Source organism: Micromonospora radicis (genome assembly GCF_003583405.1).
GTDB lineage: Bacteria > Actinomycetota > Actinomycetes > Mycobacteriales > Micromonosporaceae > Micromonospora > Micromonospora radicis.
The window spans coordinates 48,642-66,831 of the sequence record NZ_QXEC01000030.1 but is presented as its reverse complement, the minus strand read 5'-3'; the positions used below and the strand labels follow the sequence as shown (position 1 = coordinate 66,831).

The following is an 18,190-nucleotide window of genomic DNA, read 5'->3' as shown; positions in this document are numbered from 1 at the left end:
TCACCGTCTGGCCCGTGTCAAACCGTGTGTCCCGGTCCGTCACGCTTCATGCCGGTTCGGCACCCGCGATCGAGCGCAGCGGAGATCCGCCTAGCCAGATCATCGGATTTGGCAGGCCGGCCGCTGCGGTTGTCCCGCTAGCTCGCCCGGTTCCCTGCCGGTCGTGAACCTTACCCGGTCGGTTTCGCTCCGCCAAATCCGCCCCTCGGCGAATCTGTGCGAGCACCGCCCGGACCGTGCCCACTGAGGAGTGTTCCCCTCTGGACCCGGCGCCAGGAGATCGGACCCCCAGGACTTTCGTCCTGTTTGCCCCGTTCCGCGCTGGCAGAGAGAAAGTTACGCGTCCACGGGATTGATCGTCAAATCGAGCGGAGGCGGCCCGCGTCACACCGTCCGGGGGAGCCCGCTGCTTCGGCTCGACGAAGCCGACACCTAGTCGACCGCGACAGGTGGCGTCACCCGGCGAGACGCGCGCCAGGCGCGGATACCGAGCAGGCCGACGGCCGTGCCGATGACCAGCGACGCTCCGATTAGCAGCGCGTGCACCCAGAGGAAGCTCGTGACCGGCCATTCCCCGACCGTGCCGCTCACCCACGACCTCGGATCCCGCCAGATGGCGACCGCGAAGCGGGGCCAGATGACCCAGGTCCACACCCCGACGCCGGTGAGGAAGACCGCCCAGCCACGCGACAACACCATGGTCGGCCAGTATGCCAGCGGTGTCACCAGGGCATCCGTGAAGCTCGACCAATCGGTACGGTGGTCCGCATGAATCCGCCGCTGAGCCGTACCAACGCGGAGGCACACCTCTACATGGACCTGCACGCCTGTCCGTGCGGCTCCACCAGGTTCCCCCGGAACAGTGCCGTGGTCGCGTTGCCCGACGGCGATCTGGCCAGCCGCTACACGGGCAGGTGTGCGGGCTGCGGCGAGGAACGCGAGTTCCTCTTCCGGCTACCAGCCACACCCGGCGGTGCGGGCGCCGGCTTCCGCTACGGCGGCGACGAACCCTCGCAACTGCTGGATCCCGGCGAGTGGCTCTTCGTCGCCGACGCGTACGCCGGATCGGTGCCAGCCGAATCCACCGGAGAGGCCGGGCAGCGGGCCAAGGCCGCGCTCACCCGGGCCGTCGCCGCGCTCGACGAGGTCGTCAAGTTCGTCCCGGCGGGCGCCGACAGCGTCCCCGCAGACGCGTTCAGCAGCGAGCAGGGACGGCAACTGCACCAGCGCGAGCCGGGTCGGTTCAGGCGGGACCGCCTAGCCGCGGTCCGGGCGGCGTACGCCGGGCTGTTGTCGTAGGCCCGGTACTCGCCCGCTACTCCAGCGGAACCAGCCGGCTGATCAGTTCTTGCGTCGACCAGGCCAGCGGTTGCAGCTTGCCGACTCGTACGGCCTCGGCGGGCGGGCCGGGCGGGCCGATCATGTCCAGCTCGTGCAGGAAGTAGACCATGTCGACGTCTGGTCCGGCGGCCGAGACCAGCAGCAGCCCCCCGGACGGCCGCGCGATGACCAGCCGGTCCCGCGACAGCCACGGATCCCGGTGTACCCGCTGCGCGTGCACCAGGTCGAAGGCCGGGTGCTGCGGGTGTACCCCGAACAACGGACGCTCCGCCGTCAGGGTGAACGGGACACCCGGAACCTGGTGGCCCACCTCGGGCAGTGCCCCGTTGCTCCGGCGCAACCAGTCGCGGTAGTCGGGCGGCAGCCGTACCCCGAGGAGCGTTTCGACCCGGTCGAGTTGCGCCCCGTCGAGCTGCCCGTACGGGCGCAGCCGGGCCGGCTGCGCAAGGTGACCCGTGGGTGGATGTGGTACCTCGTCCACGTCGTCGACCCGGCGGACCGTCACCTCCCACTCGTCCGCGCTGGCCATGTCGAGGTCGGTGAAGCGCCAGGTCTCCGCACCGACCGGGAAGGTCTCGCCGAGCGTCACCTCGTGGTGCGGGGACTCGTCGGCCCGGTGCGCCATGACGACCAGCTCGGCGCGTACCGGCGGCCCGACGTCGACCCACCGAACGCCGAGACGGGCGGGGCCGACGTCCACCGGAACGTTGTTCGGAATGGCGGCAACACCAGTGAACGAACGCAACGCTTGTCTCCCGGATCTCCCGATGGTGCGGCCTGCTCAGCCCTCGTAGTTCCGCGGGTCGGTGAACGTACCGGGCGGCACCATCTGCACCGGCGGCTGGTCGTCCAGCTCCTTCGGGGTCAACCGCCCGAGGAATTCGCCCATCGACCAGGCCACCGCGCGGAGCTTCCGCTCCCGGGCGGCCGAGGCGGCCGGGCCCGGCGGACCCACCAGGTCCAGCTCGTGCAGGAAGTAGACGTTTCCGCTGAGCGCCGACGCGGAGACCACCAGCAGGCCACCGAACGGATTCGCGATCACCAGCCACTCCGGCGAGAACCACGGATCCCGGTGTACGCGCTGCGCGTGCACCAGATCGAAGGGCGGGTACGTGGGATGCATCCCGAACAGCGGACGCTCGGGCAGCAGCGAGAAGGGTGCGCCGGGAATGTGGTGCTCGACCTCGGGCTGCGCGCCGTTGGTTCGGCGCAACCAGTCCCGGTAGTCCGGGGGGAGCGGATGCCCCAGCGCCGCCTCCACCGACCGGAGTTGCGTCTCGTCGAGCTGTCCGTAGGGGCGTAGCCGGGCCCGCTTCCAGAGGTGACCGCTGGGCGGCTCCATCACCTCGTCCTCGTCCACCCGACGGACCCGCACATGCCAGTCGTTGGCGCTGGTCATGTCGAGATCCGCGAAGCGCCAGGTCTCCTCGCCCACCGGGAAGGTCTCGCCCAGCGTCACCTCGTACCGTGAGGTGTCTCCACCCCACTCCGGCATGACGACGATCTCGGCCCGCACCGGCGGTCCGACGTCGACCCAGCGCACCCCCAGACGGGCGGGGCCGATGTCGGTTGGGGCGTTGTTACGGATCGCGGTCCTGGCGATGAAGGATCGCAACGGCTGTCCCCCTGTCCCTGCGGTCGGCATCCTCAGCCGTCCACCATCTCGTGCAGCGCGGACTCCTCCGGAAGCCTAAACCCGAGCACCTCCCGGGCGATCCGCTCGGCCTCGGCCCGCCCGACGGGCACCGACCTGCCGACGCCGGGTTCGCCGCTGGTCGTCCAGTGGACCGTCCGTTGGCCACCGCCCGACGACACCACGACGACCAGGCCACTCACCGTACCGTCACCGTCGAGCAGCGCAAGGTAGCCGACGGCGGCTCGCTCGTCCTCCAGGTAGGTGCGGCCGAGCGTGTGCCGGCGCGGCCGGTGCCCCTCGGCCCCGACCGCCGGTTCCGGCGAACGTGGTGCGGGCACCGGCGCGGCCGGCTGGGCCGGTGGGACGTTCAGGCTGGTCGCTGCGCCGGTCGCCGGGGAACTGGTCGCGGCGTCGGTGGACATGTGCGCGTAGTCGTTGGCCATCAGGTTCAGGAAGTCCCGTACCGGAATCGGCGCGGGATGCTCGACTCCCCACGGGTTACGTAGCTGCACCAGACCGTCGGTCACCGACACGACCTCGTAGGCGTGCGTGGCGTAGAGGCCGAACGGCAGGTTGGCGAGTTCGGGCGGGTACTGGTCCTCCGGCCGGGTGCCGACGATCACCGGGCTTCCGGCGGCGAGCAGGGCGGTCAGTCGCGCGGCCACGGCGGCCTCCTGGCCGGGTCTGGTGTCGAAGAGCGACATCCGGCTCGGCACACCCGTCAGCTGGGTCATCAGCTCCGCCTGCAGGTAGCTGGTGCTGCCGACGTGCAGCCGGGCATAGCCGAGCGGCGCGGCGTGATGGGGATCGTCCTTGCCGGACCAGGTGATCCAGTCCCGCTGCCAGGCGTCCCGCCGCTGCGGGGTCCAGGTCCGGTCGACCGCTGCCAGCGCCTTCTCCAGCACCGACGCCCAACCCGAACCGTTCGCCGAGCGGTCCGCGTAGGCGGACCTACCGGCACTGCCGGCGTGCAGCGGCACATCCGGCCGCACGGTGATGCGGACGCGTCGGCCGGTGGGCGTCGAGGTGTCGCCGTGCAGGACGCTCTCGTGCAGCAACACGTCCACCGAGCCGTCCGGGTTCGGCTGGAACAACTGCGTCAGCACATCCGGCCGGTAACCGGCGACGGCGGCCATGGTGGCGAGCATCCCGCAGTCCCCGAGCACGCCCTGGCGCACCTGCTCGCGGTGCGGCGGCCCGTCGAAGAGCGGCACCGGCTGCCCGGTACGCCGATCCAGGGGCTGTCCGTACCCGACCGGGTAGTTCGGGTCCGGGTCGGGCAGGGTGACCCGGTCCGCGACCACGGCCACTTCGCCGTCGGACACGGTCGGCTCGACCTCGACCATGGTGGCGGGGTCGGGCGGCAGGAACGCCCGCAGCGCATCGGTCAACGCGTTCGGGACCAGCGCCATCCGCCGCGCGTCTGTCACGTAGTGGAAGCCGTGCGTGCTGAGCACCGCCATGGCCGCGGGATTCGACCCGTACGCGGTGCGGAACGCGGCGGCGACCCGGCTGCGGTCCTCGGCCAGCAGCGCCTTGCGGCCGGCCTCGGTGGCCAGGTCGAACGCGGGCGCCGACACGGTCAGCGGGAACTCCGGGGCACCGTCGAGGGTGTACGGGCGCAGGTCGAAGCGGCCGGTCAGATCGACGTAGACGCCCTCGGTGGCGAGTTGCTCGGCCAACCGCGGATCGGCCTGGCGGATCGTCTCCAGTACGACGGGAGGCAGCGCGATGACCTGCCCGGCCAGCGCCGGCATCCGGGGCAGGGAGGCTTGACGTTGCTCCCCGTGCACGGCCAGCTCGCGCAGTTTCGCGGTCAGTTCGGCGGCCGGCGGCGGCTGGAAGTCCGGCGCCAGCCGGGTCCGGAAGTCGATCGCCCGGAACCGGTCGACGAGGGTCGGCTCCTGCTTGTACGCCAGCGCCTCGGCCACCGTCTCCGGGGTGATCGCCGGCACGCTCAGCAGGATCACCTGGTGCCACAGGTCGGCGGGGAGCAGCGCCAGCCGCGCCGAGGCCTCCGGCGTACCCCAGCGCAGGCCGAGCCCGTCGACCAGCGCGTCGACCTCGCGGCGCAGGGCCAGCCGGGTGGTCGGGTCGGACTGCGCGTACCAGGTGGCCATCAGGCTCAGCTCGGCCAGCCGGCCACGGTCGCGGACGGTGAGCCCACTCGGGTCGATCGGCCCCTCGGGCGCGCCCTGGTCGAAGAGCCCGACCTGCGCGTACCCGGCTTCGTGTCGAGCCAGCAGCTCGGCGAACTCGTGGGCCACCGAACGGTCCACCACGGCGTCGGCGGCCCGGTCGGAGACGGTCAGGGTGAAGGTACCGTCGAGGTTCCGGGTCGTCAGCGCCACGGTGGTGTCGGCCAGGGCACCCGCGGTGAGCTGGACCCGCAGCGGCGCGAGACCACCGGCCCGGACTTCGAAGACGTCCGGGCCGACGGCGACGACCTGGTCCGCGCCGATCGTGCCGGCCAGGCTGGGCAGCACCAGCCGTGCCCGGTCGAGCACCGCCGTGGGATCGGCCGCGGGCCGACCCTGCGCGTGGAAGTCGGAATCCGGCAACGCTGTCACGCTGCTCTGCGCCACTTCGACGTGCCCGTACCAGGGGCTCATCAGATCCAGTAGGGCGCGTACCGGCATCGGCGCCGGGTGGCTCGAGTTCCACGGGTTGCGCAGCCGCACCTCCCCGTTCGCCACCGACACGATCTCGTACGCGTGGCCGGGCACCAGGCCGTACGGCGGCTTGCCGGGATACTGTGCGGCCGGCCGGCTCCCGATGATCAACGGGCTGCCGGCGGCAAGCAGCGCGGACAAGCGAGCCTCGGCCTCGGCCTCCCGCCCCGGCGTCGGGTCGAGCTGACTCACCCGGCTCGGCAGCCCGGTGAGCTGGGTGAGCAGCTCCGCCTGCACCGGTCGGCTGCTGCCGTTGGCGAGGCGGGCATAGCCGAGCGGGGCGGCCTGGTTCGGGTCCACGCCGGGTCGGGCGTTCCACTGCTGCTGCCACTGGTCGTGGCGCTGCTCGGTCCAGGTCCGGTCGACCGCCGCGACCGCCTTCTCCAGCAGCGACGCCCAGGACGTGCCGACCGTCGACTGGTCGGCGTACGCGCTGCGCCCGGCCGCGTTGGGGTGCAGCGGGACGTCCGGCCAGACCCTGACCCGCAACTGGCGTCCGGTGGGAATCACCGACTGGCCCGGACCGCTGGTCTCGTGCAGCAGCACGTCCACCGAGCCGTCCGGGTTCGGATGGAACATCCCGGCGACCGTGTCCGGCAGGTGACCGGCGACCGCGCCGATCACGGCGATCACGCCGCAGTCGCCGAGCGCGCCCTGCTGTACGTCCGTGCGGGTCGGCGGACCGTCGAACAGGGGTGCCGGCGCTCCGGTCCGGGAGTCCAGCGCCGGCCCGTAGGCCGGTCCGGGCTTGGTCGGTGAGTCCGGCGGCAGAGTCACCCGGTCGGCCACGACCCGGCCGTCACCCGAGGGCTCCGGGGTCGACGCGTTCTCCGGCGGGCCGGTCGGGGCCGGCGTGGTGGGAGTGATGGCGCGCAACACGTCGGCCAGCACGTCCGGTACCAGTCCCATCCACCGGGCGTCGCCCTGGTAGTGGAAGTCGTGGCCGGTTAGCAGGGCCGCCGCCTGATCGCCGCGCTGGCCACGCAGGGCAGCCCGGGACCGCTGCCGGTCCTCCTGCAGTTGTGCCCGGCGACCCGCCTCGGTGGTCAGGTCGAAGGCCGGGCGGGCCGCGCCGAGGTCGATCGCCGGCACGCCCGCCACCAGGTACGGGCGCAGGTCGTAGCGGCCGGTCAGGTCGACGTAGATGCCTTCGGCGGCCAGCCGGTCGGCGAGCGCCGGGTCGACCGCCCGGACCCGGTCCACCTGGGCCGGTGGTATCCCGACGATCTGGCCGGCGAAGGCGGGCATCCGCGGCATGCCCGACTGGCTGTGCTCGGCCCCCGCGGCCAGTTCCCGCAGCCGGGCGTCCAGATCGGTCCGCTGCGGCGGCTGGAGGTCCGGCGCCAACCGGGATCGGTAGTCGATCATCCGGAATCGCTCGACCTCGGTCTGGGCCGGCGCCCCGGCCAGCACCGCGCGCACCCGGTCCAGGGTGATCGAGGGGACGCTGAGCTGCATCAGGTGGGTCAGCACGTCGGGCGGGAGCAGCGCCCAGCGGGGCCGCACGTCCGGGTCGCCGACCCGCAGACCGAGGTGGCCGGCGAGGGCGTCGACCTCGGCGCGTACGGCCAGCCGGGCGGTCGGGTCGGCGGCGGCGTACCCGGCGGCGAGCAGCCGCAGCTCGGCCATCCGGCCGTGGTCGTGGGCGGTCAGCCCGGCCGGGTCGATCGGGCCGCGTACGTTGCCCGGGTCCAGCGGGCCGGCCAACGCCCGACCGCTCTCGTGCAGCGCCAGCAGCTCGGCCACCTCGTGCGCCAGCGCACGCGCCACCACCGGGTCGGCGGCCCGGTCCGACACCGTCAGCGTGAACGTTCCGTCCGGGCCACGGCTGGACTGCGCCACCACGCCGTCGGCCAGCGGGCCGGCGGCCAGCCGCACGGACAGCGGGTGCGGCCCGGCCGAGCGGATCTCGAACCGGTCCGGCCCGACCGGCACCACCGCGTCCACCTGGGCGTACGGGGCCACCTGGGGTAGTGCGGCCCGCGCCACCTCCAGTACCGCCACCGGATCGGCGGCCGGTCGACCGAGACCGTGGAAGGTCGAACCCGGTACGGCACCGGCGGTGATCGAGCCGGCCGTCGATACGCTGCCGTCATGGCCACGCCCGCCGAGTTGTACGCCGCCATCCTGGCCGACCCCGACGACCTCGACCTGCGCCGACGGTACGCCGACGCCATCGAGGCCACCGACCCCGACCACGCCGAACTGATCCGCGTCGACCTGGGGGGAACCCGGCCCGACCGGGCCGCCGCCCTGCGGTACCGGCAGGTCGTGCCGCGTCTCGCCGCGCCGGTCGCCCACCTGCTGGTCGACTGGAAGGTCCGCAACGGGCTGGTCGAACTGGTCACCATGACCGCCCGCGCCTTCGTCGACCACGGTGACGAGGTCTTCGCCCAGCTTCCCGTCCGCCACCTGACCCTGGTCGACGCGGCCGGGCTGATGCCGCAGGTCGCCGATGTCGCCGGCCTGGGCCGCCTGGTCGCCCTCGACCTGAGCGACAACCCGATCGGTGACGACGGGCTCGCCGCGCTGGCCACCTCCCCGCACCTGGGCCGGTTGCGGTGGCTGGGCCTGGCCAACTGCGGCATCGGGCCAGCCGGCGTCGAGGCCCTCGCCGCCAGCCGCAACCTCCCCGCCCTGCGGTACGTCGAGCTGTGGGGCAACCCCGTCGAGGTCGTCGCGAAGGGCGTCGGGCAGGACATCGACGGCAAGCCCATCTCCGTCGAGCTGCCGCCCCTCGGGCGGGAACTGGACGAGCGGTACGGTCCCCTGCCCTGGCTCGACATCCAGTGGGGTTGGCGGTTGCTCGGCGTTGCCCGCTGGGACGAGGTCTGACGGCACGTCCGGCACCGCCGGTCCCGGCGGTCTGGCCGGCACGGGCGGCGCTGCGGGTGGGGCGCCCAGGTTCGCTTCGGCGATCCGCTGGGCATGGAACCGGATGCTGGGCGGGATGCCCCGCGAGTCGTCGGGCAACGCGGCGGCCTGGTCCACGATGGTCTGCCGCAGCGCCGGGCCGACCTTGGCCAGCAGCGGTCCGGCCACCCCAGCACCGCCGAGGACGCGCAGCCCGCCACTGGCGTCGCGCAGACCCAGTACGTCGGCGGGGCGGTCGTGCTCGGTGGCCGGACCGTCGAGCGGTGCCAGGTCCACCTCGGAGAGCAGGTCGGCCACGCCCCCCGGATACTCGGGCGCCTGGCCGATCGAGAAGACCACCCGGTCGTACGGCTGTCGGGTGCCGTCGGTGAACTCCACCAGGAACCCGCCGTCCACCGTGTGACGCAGGCTGACGATCTCCCGCAGCGCCTGCTCGACCTGGTTGCGCACGGACTCCGCGTAGGCGCCGATGTCGGGCAGGGTGTTGCGGCGGTTGTAGCCGCCGCCGAAGCTGTGTCGCAGTCGCGCCTCGGCGTCGCGGGTGGGGTCACCGGTCAGCTGGTCGGACGGCGGTTCCACGGGCCGGGCCGACCAGTCGACGCTGCGGGCCTGGGAGGCGACGGCCTGTTCGATGTCCCAGGCGCCGGAGGCACCGGCACCGAAGACGAGCACCCGGTCACCGGGGCGGTAGGCGTCGGCCAGGTTCTGCCCGCCGAAGTCGACGGGAGGTCGGGACGGGCGAGGGTCACCGAACGAACCGTCCGGCGCGTGACCGAGCCGGGCGCGTACCTCGGCGGAGACGGTGTCGAGGTTCGTCGGCCCGCCGGCCGGGTCGAAGACCTGCCCGGTCGAGGGGTCCACGGAGTAGCCGGAGATCGGATCGACCAGCAGTGGATCCGTCGGCCGCCCGGCAAGGTCGGCCAGCAGCGGTGCGCTGACGGCACCGGCACCGAGGACGGTTCGTACCGTGGCCGGGAGGGTGTCCGGGTCGACCGGCGTACCGTCGGGGGCGTGGAACACCGGGGTCGGTCCGGACCGGTCGACGCGGTAGCCGGTGGTCGGGTCGACGTACCGGCCCGTGGTGGCGACCGGCGCGTTCGGTACCCGGGAGGGCCCCGGCCCGGACGCGACATCGACGGACGCGGTGAAGAACTGCCGCCCGCCCACCGTCACCCGGAAGTTCGCGCCGTCCGGCCACCCGACCGGATCTGCCGGCCGGGGCGTGATCGCGGTCGCCGTGCCCTGGTAGGTCGGCATTCCGCTCAACGCCCGGGCCGCGCCCACCGCGTCGGCGAAGACGTCGGACGGGGTGAACTGGGTGCCCTCCTCGGCCAGGTCGGCCGGCTGGAACGGCAGGCCGGGAAGCTCCAGCTCCGACGGGATCTGACCCATCAGCAGGGCCTGTCGCTCCGCCCACGGGTCGTGGCCCTGGGACACGCAGAGCACCGGTGGCAGCCCGGTTCCGCGGTCAGCGGGGGCGCCCATCGTGACGAAGTCGGCGGTGGCGGCCCAGCCCCCACCGATCACCAACCGACCGAAGACGTGGTCGGGCGCGGTGTCCAGGGCCGCGTCGACCCGGGACGTCAGGGCGAGGTCGGCGGCGTCGCGCAAGGCGGTGGCCTGCTGCCCCCAGGTACGGGCCTCGGCGCGGACCGCCGACCGCGCGGCCCGCAGCTCCGCGACGAGCTGCTGCCCGGTCGACTGGCCGATCAGGTTCTCGACCGCCGGGGCGGCCGGGCCCAGATGGTTCCGGATCAGTTCGAGTCGAGCCCGCGCCGCCTCCGGCCCGACCACCGGCACGTTGGCACCGAGCCCGTGTACGGCATGGGTGGGGTCCTGCTCCAGCAGGCCGGACGCGACGAGCAGGCTCAACGCCTCGGCCCGTAGCTGGCCCGCGCGGGCCGGATCGGTGGTCGCGGCGCTGTCGGCGAGCACGACCCGCAGTTCGGCGAGGCGGCCGATGTCCCGCCCGGTGAGGACGCGGGCGCCGTCGTACTCGGGTCGGGCGCCCTCGGCGAGCGCGGCGGTGGCGTCGGTGCGCAGGTCGACGGCGCGCTCCTGGGCGACCGTGTCCGCCTCCGCGAGCAGCGCGGCCACCGCCCGCCGGACGTGGTCCGGGTGCGCGCCGGTGGACACCTGCACCACGGCCCCGTCGGGGGTGTACGCGAGGGTGGCGACCGGCACGAGCGGCACGCCTGCCGGTGGGTCGGCGAGTGCGATCCGCACCTGGTAGGGGCCGTCGGCGGTGTCCAGGGTGACGGTGGCGGTGGTCTGCTCCACGCTCGCCCGCGCTGGCAGCGGGCCGTCGGTCAGCGCCGCCTGCACGGCCTCGGCGGTACGGGCCGGGTCGGTGTCCAGCAGCGCACCGCCGAAGGTCGTACCGGCGGCGGCCTGCCGCAGGTCGGGCCCGTCGGCGGCGGTCGTGCCGGAGTCGGGGCCCGGTGGCCCTGGCGGACCGTCGGGCCCTTCCGGGTCGGCGGTGCCTGGCGGACCGTCGGGGCCTGGCCGGTCGGCGGCGTCGGTCAGGCCGTCGGTTCCGGCTCGGGCCAGACCTGCCGACCCTTGATCCGCCCCTCGCGTCGTGCCTGGGCGTACTCCTCCATGATCCGCCTGGGAGGCAGGCTGGAGTGGGCCGTGATCACTCCCGACCGGTCGATGATGTAGCTGCCCTGACCCACCTGCGTCCCCGAGGCCCGTTCCGGCTCCGAGAGCCTCTCCCGGGCCAGCCAGCCGAACTCGAACTCCCGAAGCACGATCGGATTCTGGGTCCCCAACAACTGGCTGATCAGCGTCAGCGCCTCGTCCTCGGTCAACTCGCCCCTCTCGGTCAGGCATCATCATCGCCCAGAGGGCATGGGTGTCCCGCACGTCGGCGGCCGGCATGTCCACCGACGCCGTCCCGGTCTGGGGATCCCACCACACCGGCGCGCCGGCGTCGGCCGGAAAGACGATCACGAAGGCGTGCGAGCCGTCCACTTCGGCCCGACCGGTCTCGTCCAGCACGACGTTGCCGTTGCCGTCGAGGAACAGCCAGTCGGCCACCACCAGCGCCGACGCTCCGGGGCCGGCGTCGGCCACCTGCTGGTAGAGGTCGGCGTACTGGTCGGCAACCGCATCGGTGCGGGCCGACAGATCGGTGGGCAGCGTGTCCGGGCCGCCGATCCACTCCCCGCCGATCCACGCCTCCGCCCGCTCCAACCCGCCCCGCTCGCCGGAGAGCCGGTCGATCGAACCGTCGTCGAGCCGATCGGGCCACCGTGGCCGCGACACCTGCGGGTCGCCGTGGAAACTGGCCAGCGCCGCCAACGAGCTGTCCAGGCAGTTGTTGCCCCGGCCCGGCTGGTCCGGTCCGCCGTCGTTGACAAGTCGCCCGTACGGGTGGGTGGACGGGTCGGCGAAGACGGTGTACCCGTGCGGGGTGGCCAGGCTGGCGGCCACCTCGTCCTGGAAACGGGCGTCCTCCAGCGGCGCCAGCTCACCCGGGCCGAACCGCCGGCCTTCCGCGAGTGACGGTACGGTCCCGGTCAGCCCGGAGGGCGGGCCGCCGCGCAGATCTGCGTCAGCTCGTCCTCCGTCGGCAACGGCACCGTCGTGAACCGCGTCGCCGCGCGTTCCGCCGTCGCCCGGTCGACCTTCGTGACCTCGTGGCGCTCCGGGTTCGCCCACAGGATCGCCGCCGCCACGTCCGGACGGAACGTCCAGGCGCCCGTCGACCGGTCCCAGATCACCGCCTGCGTCGGGCCCGCGCTCTCCGCCTCCACGATCAGGTTGACCGGCGGGCCGGTCGGGTCGTCCGGTCTCCGGAGGAGGAAGTAGCCGAACGTCAGCGCCGCCATGCGGGCCCCCCATCAGTTCAGGATCCAGACCGGGCAGGTCGGACGCGGTCAATCCTCGCCTGGCGAGGACATCGGCGAACGTCTGACCCTGCTGCCCGAGCCAGTCGAGGTACGACTCCCGGATGCTCACCTGCCGGGGCGAGGCCATCCACTTCGCGAAGCTGGTGTTCTTCGGGGTGTCGAAGCGGGCCGCGTCCATCCCGCCCGGCATGCTCGCCGCGATCCCGTTGGCCTTGTTGATCGCGAGGATGTCGAGGAACGCGTGCACCCGGGCGCTGGGCGGCTGCGCCGGATCGCGCATGACCTCGTACGGCCCGTGTGTCTGCTTGCCGATCGTGTAGCTGGTCTCGGTCGGGAACTGCAACTCGAAGGTGCGCCCGGACGGCGAGGTCAACGTGCAGTTCAGCCCGAAGAACCGGTTACCCGGATGCCAGAAGTTCTTCAGGTCGGTGACCTGGTACCCCTGGACCTCCAGAGACGACAGGACGGCGTCCACCGCCGGCCCGTACGCCTCGGTCTCCGGCCCTCGTACCGAGAAGCGGACCACGTCGTTGACGGTGTCCAGGGCGGAGCCGAGGTCGTACCCGAGCGGTTCCAGCTCGGTACGGAACTTGCGGGCCAGGGATTCCGCGCCCTTGACGCGATGCTGCTCGCCGAGCGTGCCCAACGTGTCGGGCCCGGTCAACCCGAGCCGGGCGTTCACCTCGGCGTTGACGTCGTGCAGGTCGGCCAGGATCTGGTCGGCGTCCAGCCGCGCCTCGGTCAGCGCGTCGAGCAGGGTCGTCTGGTCCGGCTCGGCGAGCGCGTCCAGGTACGGGCTCGCCGCCGGATCGCCTTCCGGCGGCGAGGCGCCCGTTTCACTCAGCCCGTCGGATCCGGGACCGGCCAGATCTGCCGGCCGGTTATCCGACCCTCCCGGCGTGCCGCCGCGTACCGCTTGATGATCAGCGGCGGCGGCAGGCTGGGATGCGCGGTCACCACGCCCGTCTGGTCGATGATGAACACCCCCTGGCCCAGTTGCCGCCCCTGCGCCCGCTGCCGCGGGGAGAGCGTCTCCTGGGCTGCCCAGCCGAACTCGAACTGGAAGACCGTCACCGGGTTGTCCGTCCCGAGCAGCCTGGCCATCAACTGCCGGGCTTCCTCGCTGCTCATCGACATGGCCGGGCTGCACCTCCATCGACCATAGCTTGTGCGTCAGTCCAAGATAGTCACCGGGCAGCGGATCGGTGGTGGTGCTGGCGAGTTGCGGATCCCACCACACCGGCCCGTCCGCGTCCTGCGGGTGGACGAGCAGGAAGACATGCTGGGCGGCACCGGACACGTTGCCGTCGGTGTCGAGCAGGGGCTCACCGGTGTGTTCGTCGAATCGGAGCCACTCGACCGCGACGACCGCGGCCGAGCCGGGCCCGGCGTCGCGTACCCGGTGGTAGAGCTGTTCGTACCGATCGGCCAGGGCGGCGGTGCGTTCGGCGGGCGTACCGGGCAGGGCGTCGTTGTCGCCCGACCACTCACCGCCGATCCAGCTCTCCACCCGGCCGAAACCGTCCAACTCACCGAGCTCGGCGTCAAGGGACCCGTCGTCCAACCGGTCCGGCCACCGCGGGTACGACACCTGGGGGTCACCGTAGAAGCTGGCCATCCCCGCGAGCGCGCTGTCCACACAGTTGTTGCTGCGGCCGGGCTGGTCCGGACCGCCGTCGTTGATCAGCAGGCCGTACGGGTGGGTGGCGGGGTCGGCGAACACCGCGTAGCCGTCGGGCGTCCGCAGGTTGCTCTCCAGGTCGTGCTGATAGCGCGGATCCTCCAGCGGCGCCAGTTGGTCCGGCCCGAACTGACGGGTATCCGGCATCGGCCGGCCCCGCATGTCCGGCCACGCGATCTGGTCGGAATTCGTGGCGGAGGTGTCGTCGGACGCCGTCGAGTCCGGCGGCGCGGGCGTCCGGGCGTCGGTGTCCGTCGCTGCCGGACGGTACGGATCGCCCTCGACGTCGAGCACGATCGACCAGACGTTGCCCGGCTCGCCGTGCACCGGGCCCCGGTCGGAGACCAGCTGGTTCTGGGCGTCGAGCCAGATGACGGTGCCGTCGTGGTTGACCGCGTTCCAGGTGTGTGCGCCGTTGCCGTCCGGTTGCGTGGTGATGATGAGGGCCGCCGAGCCGGGGCCGGCGGTACGCAGCGCGTCGGCGACCGCGTCCAGCCCGGGGATGCCGGCGCCCTGGTGGGCGAATCCGGTGCGCAGCGCCTGCTCCTGCCGGGCCGTGCTGCCCAGTTCCACCTCGGCGGTAGCAGCGGTCGGCGCCGCCACCTCCGGCCGGCCGAACCAGGTGGCCAGCACGGAGAGCCCGACGTCCGCACAGTTGTTGTCGCGCCCCGGGACGGTCGGACCGCCGTCGTTGACCAGGCCCACCCACGCCCCGACCCGCGGGTCCGGATGCACCAGCGGTCGGCCGGTCGCCGGGTCGCGCGGCACCGCCTCGTCGAGCGCCCGCTGGTCGGCCTGATCCGGCGGGAGGAGGCCGTCCGGGTGGCCGTACGGCCGGCTGTCGCTCAACGGCAGACCGTTACCCACCACGCCCGGGACCGACGGCTGGTAGCTCTGTGCGTCCCGCTGCCGGTCCACGATCGGTTCGATGTTGAACTGCGGCAGGAAGTGCGCGCAGGAACGGCAGGGCGGCCGGTGGTGCCCCAGGTCGTAGAGGACGTCGTTCTGCCGGGCCGGCTTGACCTGATGCGTGATGATCATGGCGCCGTTGAAGGCGTCCGAGGCGTACTGCTCGAAACTGCCGGGCATACCCGCGTCGCGCCACTGCGTTTCGAGTCGGTACAGCTGATCCGATACCAGGGCCACCTCTGCGCACTTACCGTGCCCGCTGCCGGTGCCGTCGGGCAGCGCCGCCGCCGTGCGATCCAGCGCGGCCTGCGCGAGTGGATGCACGGCCGGCTGGGTCGGCGGCTTGGTGCCCTTGTCCGCGGTCATGCTGGTGTGGGTGGTGATCCCGCCGTCGGGCATCAGCAGGGCACCGGACGTGCCGGGCTGCTTGGCCCGGGAGATGGTGCCGTCCTTCACCGCCCGCCGGGCCGTCTCGGCGAGCGTCCGGGACGCCTCGATCAGGGCCTGCTGCGCCGCCGGGCCGGTGGGGTCACCGTCGACCGAGGTGGGGTCCAGCTGCCAGCTGTGCGTACCACGTCCGGTCGGACCGGCAGAACGTCGGAGGGTGTCCGGCTTCACCCGGCCGGCGTCGGTGCTCGGCACGGTCGGGGCGCCGGGCTGGTGCACTTCCGGGTTGACGGGCACCACGACGACGACCGGCCCGCTGGTCGCCGGCCCCGGATCCGCCCGGCCCGCCATGGGGGCCGGGACGCCGTCCGCGGTCACCGGCCTGGTCGTCGGGTCGACGCTTGAGGGTGCGGTGGTGGCGTTCGGATCGGCGCCCACCGGTGCGGTGGTGGCGTTCGGGTCGGCGCCGCTCGTCTCGGCCGGTGTCGTCGGCTCGGCCGACTGGGTGGCGGCGGTTTGCGTGACCGGGGCGACGCGGGTCGGTGCGGGCAGCGAGATCGATCCCGCCGAGTTCGTGGCGGTGGTGTTGGCCGGCGCCCGCTGGTCCGGTGCCGGCTGCGTTCCGGTGGTGCCGGTGGCGGGCGTGCTCCTCGTGGCGACGGCGGGCGTACCGGCTGGGTTGGGCGCGGGGGCCGACGGGGTGACAGCCGGGGGGCCGACGGGTGGCGCGGTGGTCACCGGGGCCGGGTTCAGCGTGGTGGCCGGGGTGACGCTGCCCGGGGCCGCTCCGCCCACAACGCCGACGGGTGGGGCACCCGGCAACATGGCGGGTACGGCGTCTCCAGCGAGCGGATCGGGCCCGGCTCCGACCGGAGGGCGCGAACCGTCGATTCCGGCGCCTTCGGAGTCCAGAGTCGGACCAACGCCGACGGCACGTCCGGCCGAGGCGTCGACCGGCACCTCCGGGCGGCCATCGACCGGGGCGCTTCGGACGCCCTCGGCGTCGGCGGCGCTTCGGACGCCCTCGGCTGTCGCGTCGGCAGGGACGCTCCGAGTCCCTGGGCCGACGACCTCGGCAGTCGTGGCCTGGGTGCTGTCGGCCGCCCGCTCGGCCGGCGGTCCGCCCTCGACCCGGTCCGCCGGACTGGCCAGATCGGAAGAACCGGACGTGGCGCGGTCGGTGGCGAGCGTCTCGCTGCCCGGTGTCGCCGGGTCGCCCGGGTTGCTGGCCCGGTTTGTGTCCACGGCGGGTTCGGCCGACGCCGGGATGCCGTCGATCGGCGCCTGGCCGCCGGTCGTGGCCGCGTCGTCGGGCGGGATCGCGCTGGCGGTCTCGTCGACCCGCGCCGTGGCATCGGTGGGGTTCGGGCCGGCGGCACCACTGGCCAGATCGACACCGCCGGTCGTCGTGGTTGGCGCGCCGGTCGAGGTGACGCTGCCGGCCGGTGCCGTGACAGCGGGGTCCGTCGCCGCCGGTGTGAGGCTGATGGAGCCCGACCCGTTCTGCGGTACGGTGCCACCGCTGTGCTGACTCGCACCGCCGTCGGTGTCCGCCCGGCCGGATGCGCCGGCACCGCCGTCCGGGCTGGTGGCCCCGCCACCGCCACCGGCGGCACCGTCGGTGCTGCCCAGGTTGCCCAGGTTGTTCGTGCTGCCCACGCCGAGCGACGGGTCGATGCCGCCCGCCCCGAGACCAGCACCGGGGGCGAACGAGATGCCCATCTTGCCGAGGCCGAAGTTGGTGATCTTCGCCCCCAGGTTGCCGCTGGCACCGCCGGCCAGGGTCGCCCCGGTACGGCCGGCGCCGCTGGCGAACCCGCCGAGGAAGGCGTCCGCCCCGGGCAGGACGAACTGCTGGTTGACGCTGGCGTTGGCGAGCACGCTGGCGGCCGGCGAGATGATCGCGTTCTGTACCCCCGAGGTGATGCTGGTACTGCCCCAGCGGACCAGGCCGCTGCCGCGGAAGCTCAACTGGGACGGGCTGAACGACACCGGCATCCGGGGTGCCGCCCGACGGCCGGCCCAGTTCATCCCGGAGCCGAGCACCGCGCCATAGGCGCCACCCACCCCCGCGGTGAGCGTCCGGTTGCCGTCCCAGCCGCGCCGCTCGCCGCTGCGCACCTGGTACGCCTGGGCGCCGACATCGATGATCAGCTCCTCGCCGATCTCCTCCAGCAACTCCAGGCCGAGTCGGCTGGCGCCCTGCCGGAACCCCTGGCTCGTGACGATCTGCCCGGCGCGGGTGCCGGCGGTCCGCAATGCCGCCTGCATCCCCGCCCGGGTCAGCAGTTGCCGGCCCATCTGCGCGACCAGGCGCCGGAAGGCGACCGTCACGGCCTGTCGACCGGCCGCCAGGATGCCGGGGATCGCGCCCGCCGAGACGCCACCCAACCACGCCATCAGCAACGCTACGAAGACCGCGATGACGGTGATGATGACGGCGATCAGCACGGTCAGCTTGGCGTACTCGATCTCCAGCGCCGCCTGGTCGCAGCCGGCTGCGTACGCGGCGGCCACCTCCTGGACCAGCGGCAGGCCGTTGTTGGGGTCGACGCCGATCTGGTTCCACAACCCACCGAACGCCTCGCCGGCCCCGCCGCCCCAGCTCTGCAGGATCCGCAGCACCGCCGGGTCGGCGTCGTCCAGCGCATCGCCCACCGCATCGGCCAACGCCTGCCAGGCGTCGGCCAGCTCGCGCATTCGGTCCTCGTCGCCGCTGGGCCACGCCTCACCCGCGCTCACCCAGCAGATGGCATCCCAGACCCAGTCGTACTCGCCCAGCGAGTTCCTGGGATTGGGTACCGCCACCCCGTGTGCCCCTCTGTCCGATGTC

The 18,190-nt window shown here is 73.2% G+C and carries 5 protein-coding genes and 1 pseudogene; 2 read left to right on the top strand and 4 right to left on the bottom strand.

Annotated elements, in window-relative coordinates; genetic code table 11:
- Window positions 1-432: 432 nt before the first annotated feature.
- Window positions 433-726 (bottom strand): SCO4848 family membrane protein, encoded by a 294-nt coding sequence (locus D2L64_RS23615; protein ID WP_407663182.1) that lies wholly within the window; start codon window positions 724-726, stop codon window positions 433-435.
- 42 nt (window positions 727-768) lie between these two features.
- On the opposite strand from D2L64_RS23615, the gene D2L64_RS23610 reads away from it, so the two are divergent.
- A complete protein-coding gene (locus tag D2L64_RS23610; protein ID WP_119579392.1) occupies window positions 769-1,299 on the top strand; it encodes a hypothetical protein in 531 nt (176 codons plus the stop codon).
- A gap of 16 nt (window positions 1,300-1,315) precedes the next feature.
- Here the strand turns inward: D2L64_RS23610 and D2L64_RS23605 are convergent, their stop codons facing one another.
- Window positions 1,316-2,086, bottom strand: coding sequence for a DUF6406 domain-containing protein (locus D2L64_RS23605; protein ID WP_147376295.1), 771 nt, complete (start codon window positions 2,084-2,086; stop codon window positions 1,316-1,318).
- Between the two features lie 36 nt (window positions 2,087-2,122).
- Window positions 2,123-2,956, bottom strand: a complete 834-nt coding sequence (locus D2L64_RS23600) for a DUF6406 domain-containing protein (RefSeq protein ID WP_233559112.1) — start codon at window positions 2,954-2,956, stop codon at window positions 2,123-2,125.
- 4,787 nt (window positions 2,957-7,743) lie between these two features.
- Between D2L64_RS23600 and D2L64_RS28570 the strand changes: the two genes are divergently transcribed.
- Complete coding sequence (locus D2L64_RS28570; protein ID WP_407663183.1) at window positions 7,744-8,484, top strand: hypothetical protein; 741 nt, start codon at window positions 7,744-7,746, stop codon at window positions 8,482-8,484.
- Between the two features lie 2,949 nt (window positions 8,485-11,433).
- Here D2L64_RS28570 and D2L64_RS28620 read toward each other — a convergent pair.
- Window positions 11,434-18,165, bottom strand: a pseudogene (locus D2L64_RS28620) (toxin glutamine deamidase domain-containing protein); the annotation flags it as partial.
- Between the last annotated feature and the right edge of the window lie 25 nt (window positions 18,166-18,190).

What these genes read in the sequence shown, in the direction of transcription:
- D2L64_RS23610 (WP_119579392.1), top strand. Translation starts at nt 769, where the DNA reads ATGAATCCGCCGCTGAGCCGTACCAACGCGGAGGCACACCTCTACATG.
- D2L64_RS28570 (WP_407663183.1), top strand. Translation starts at nt 7,744, where the DNA reads ATGGCCACGCCCGCCGAGTTGTACGCCGCCATCCTGGCCGACCCCGAC.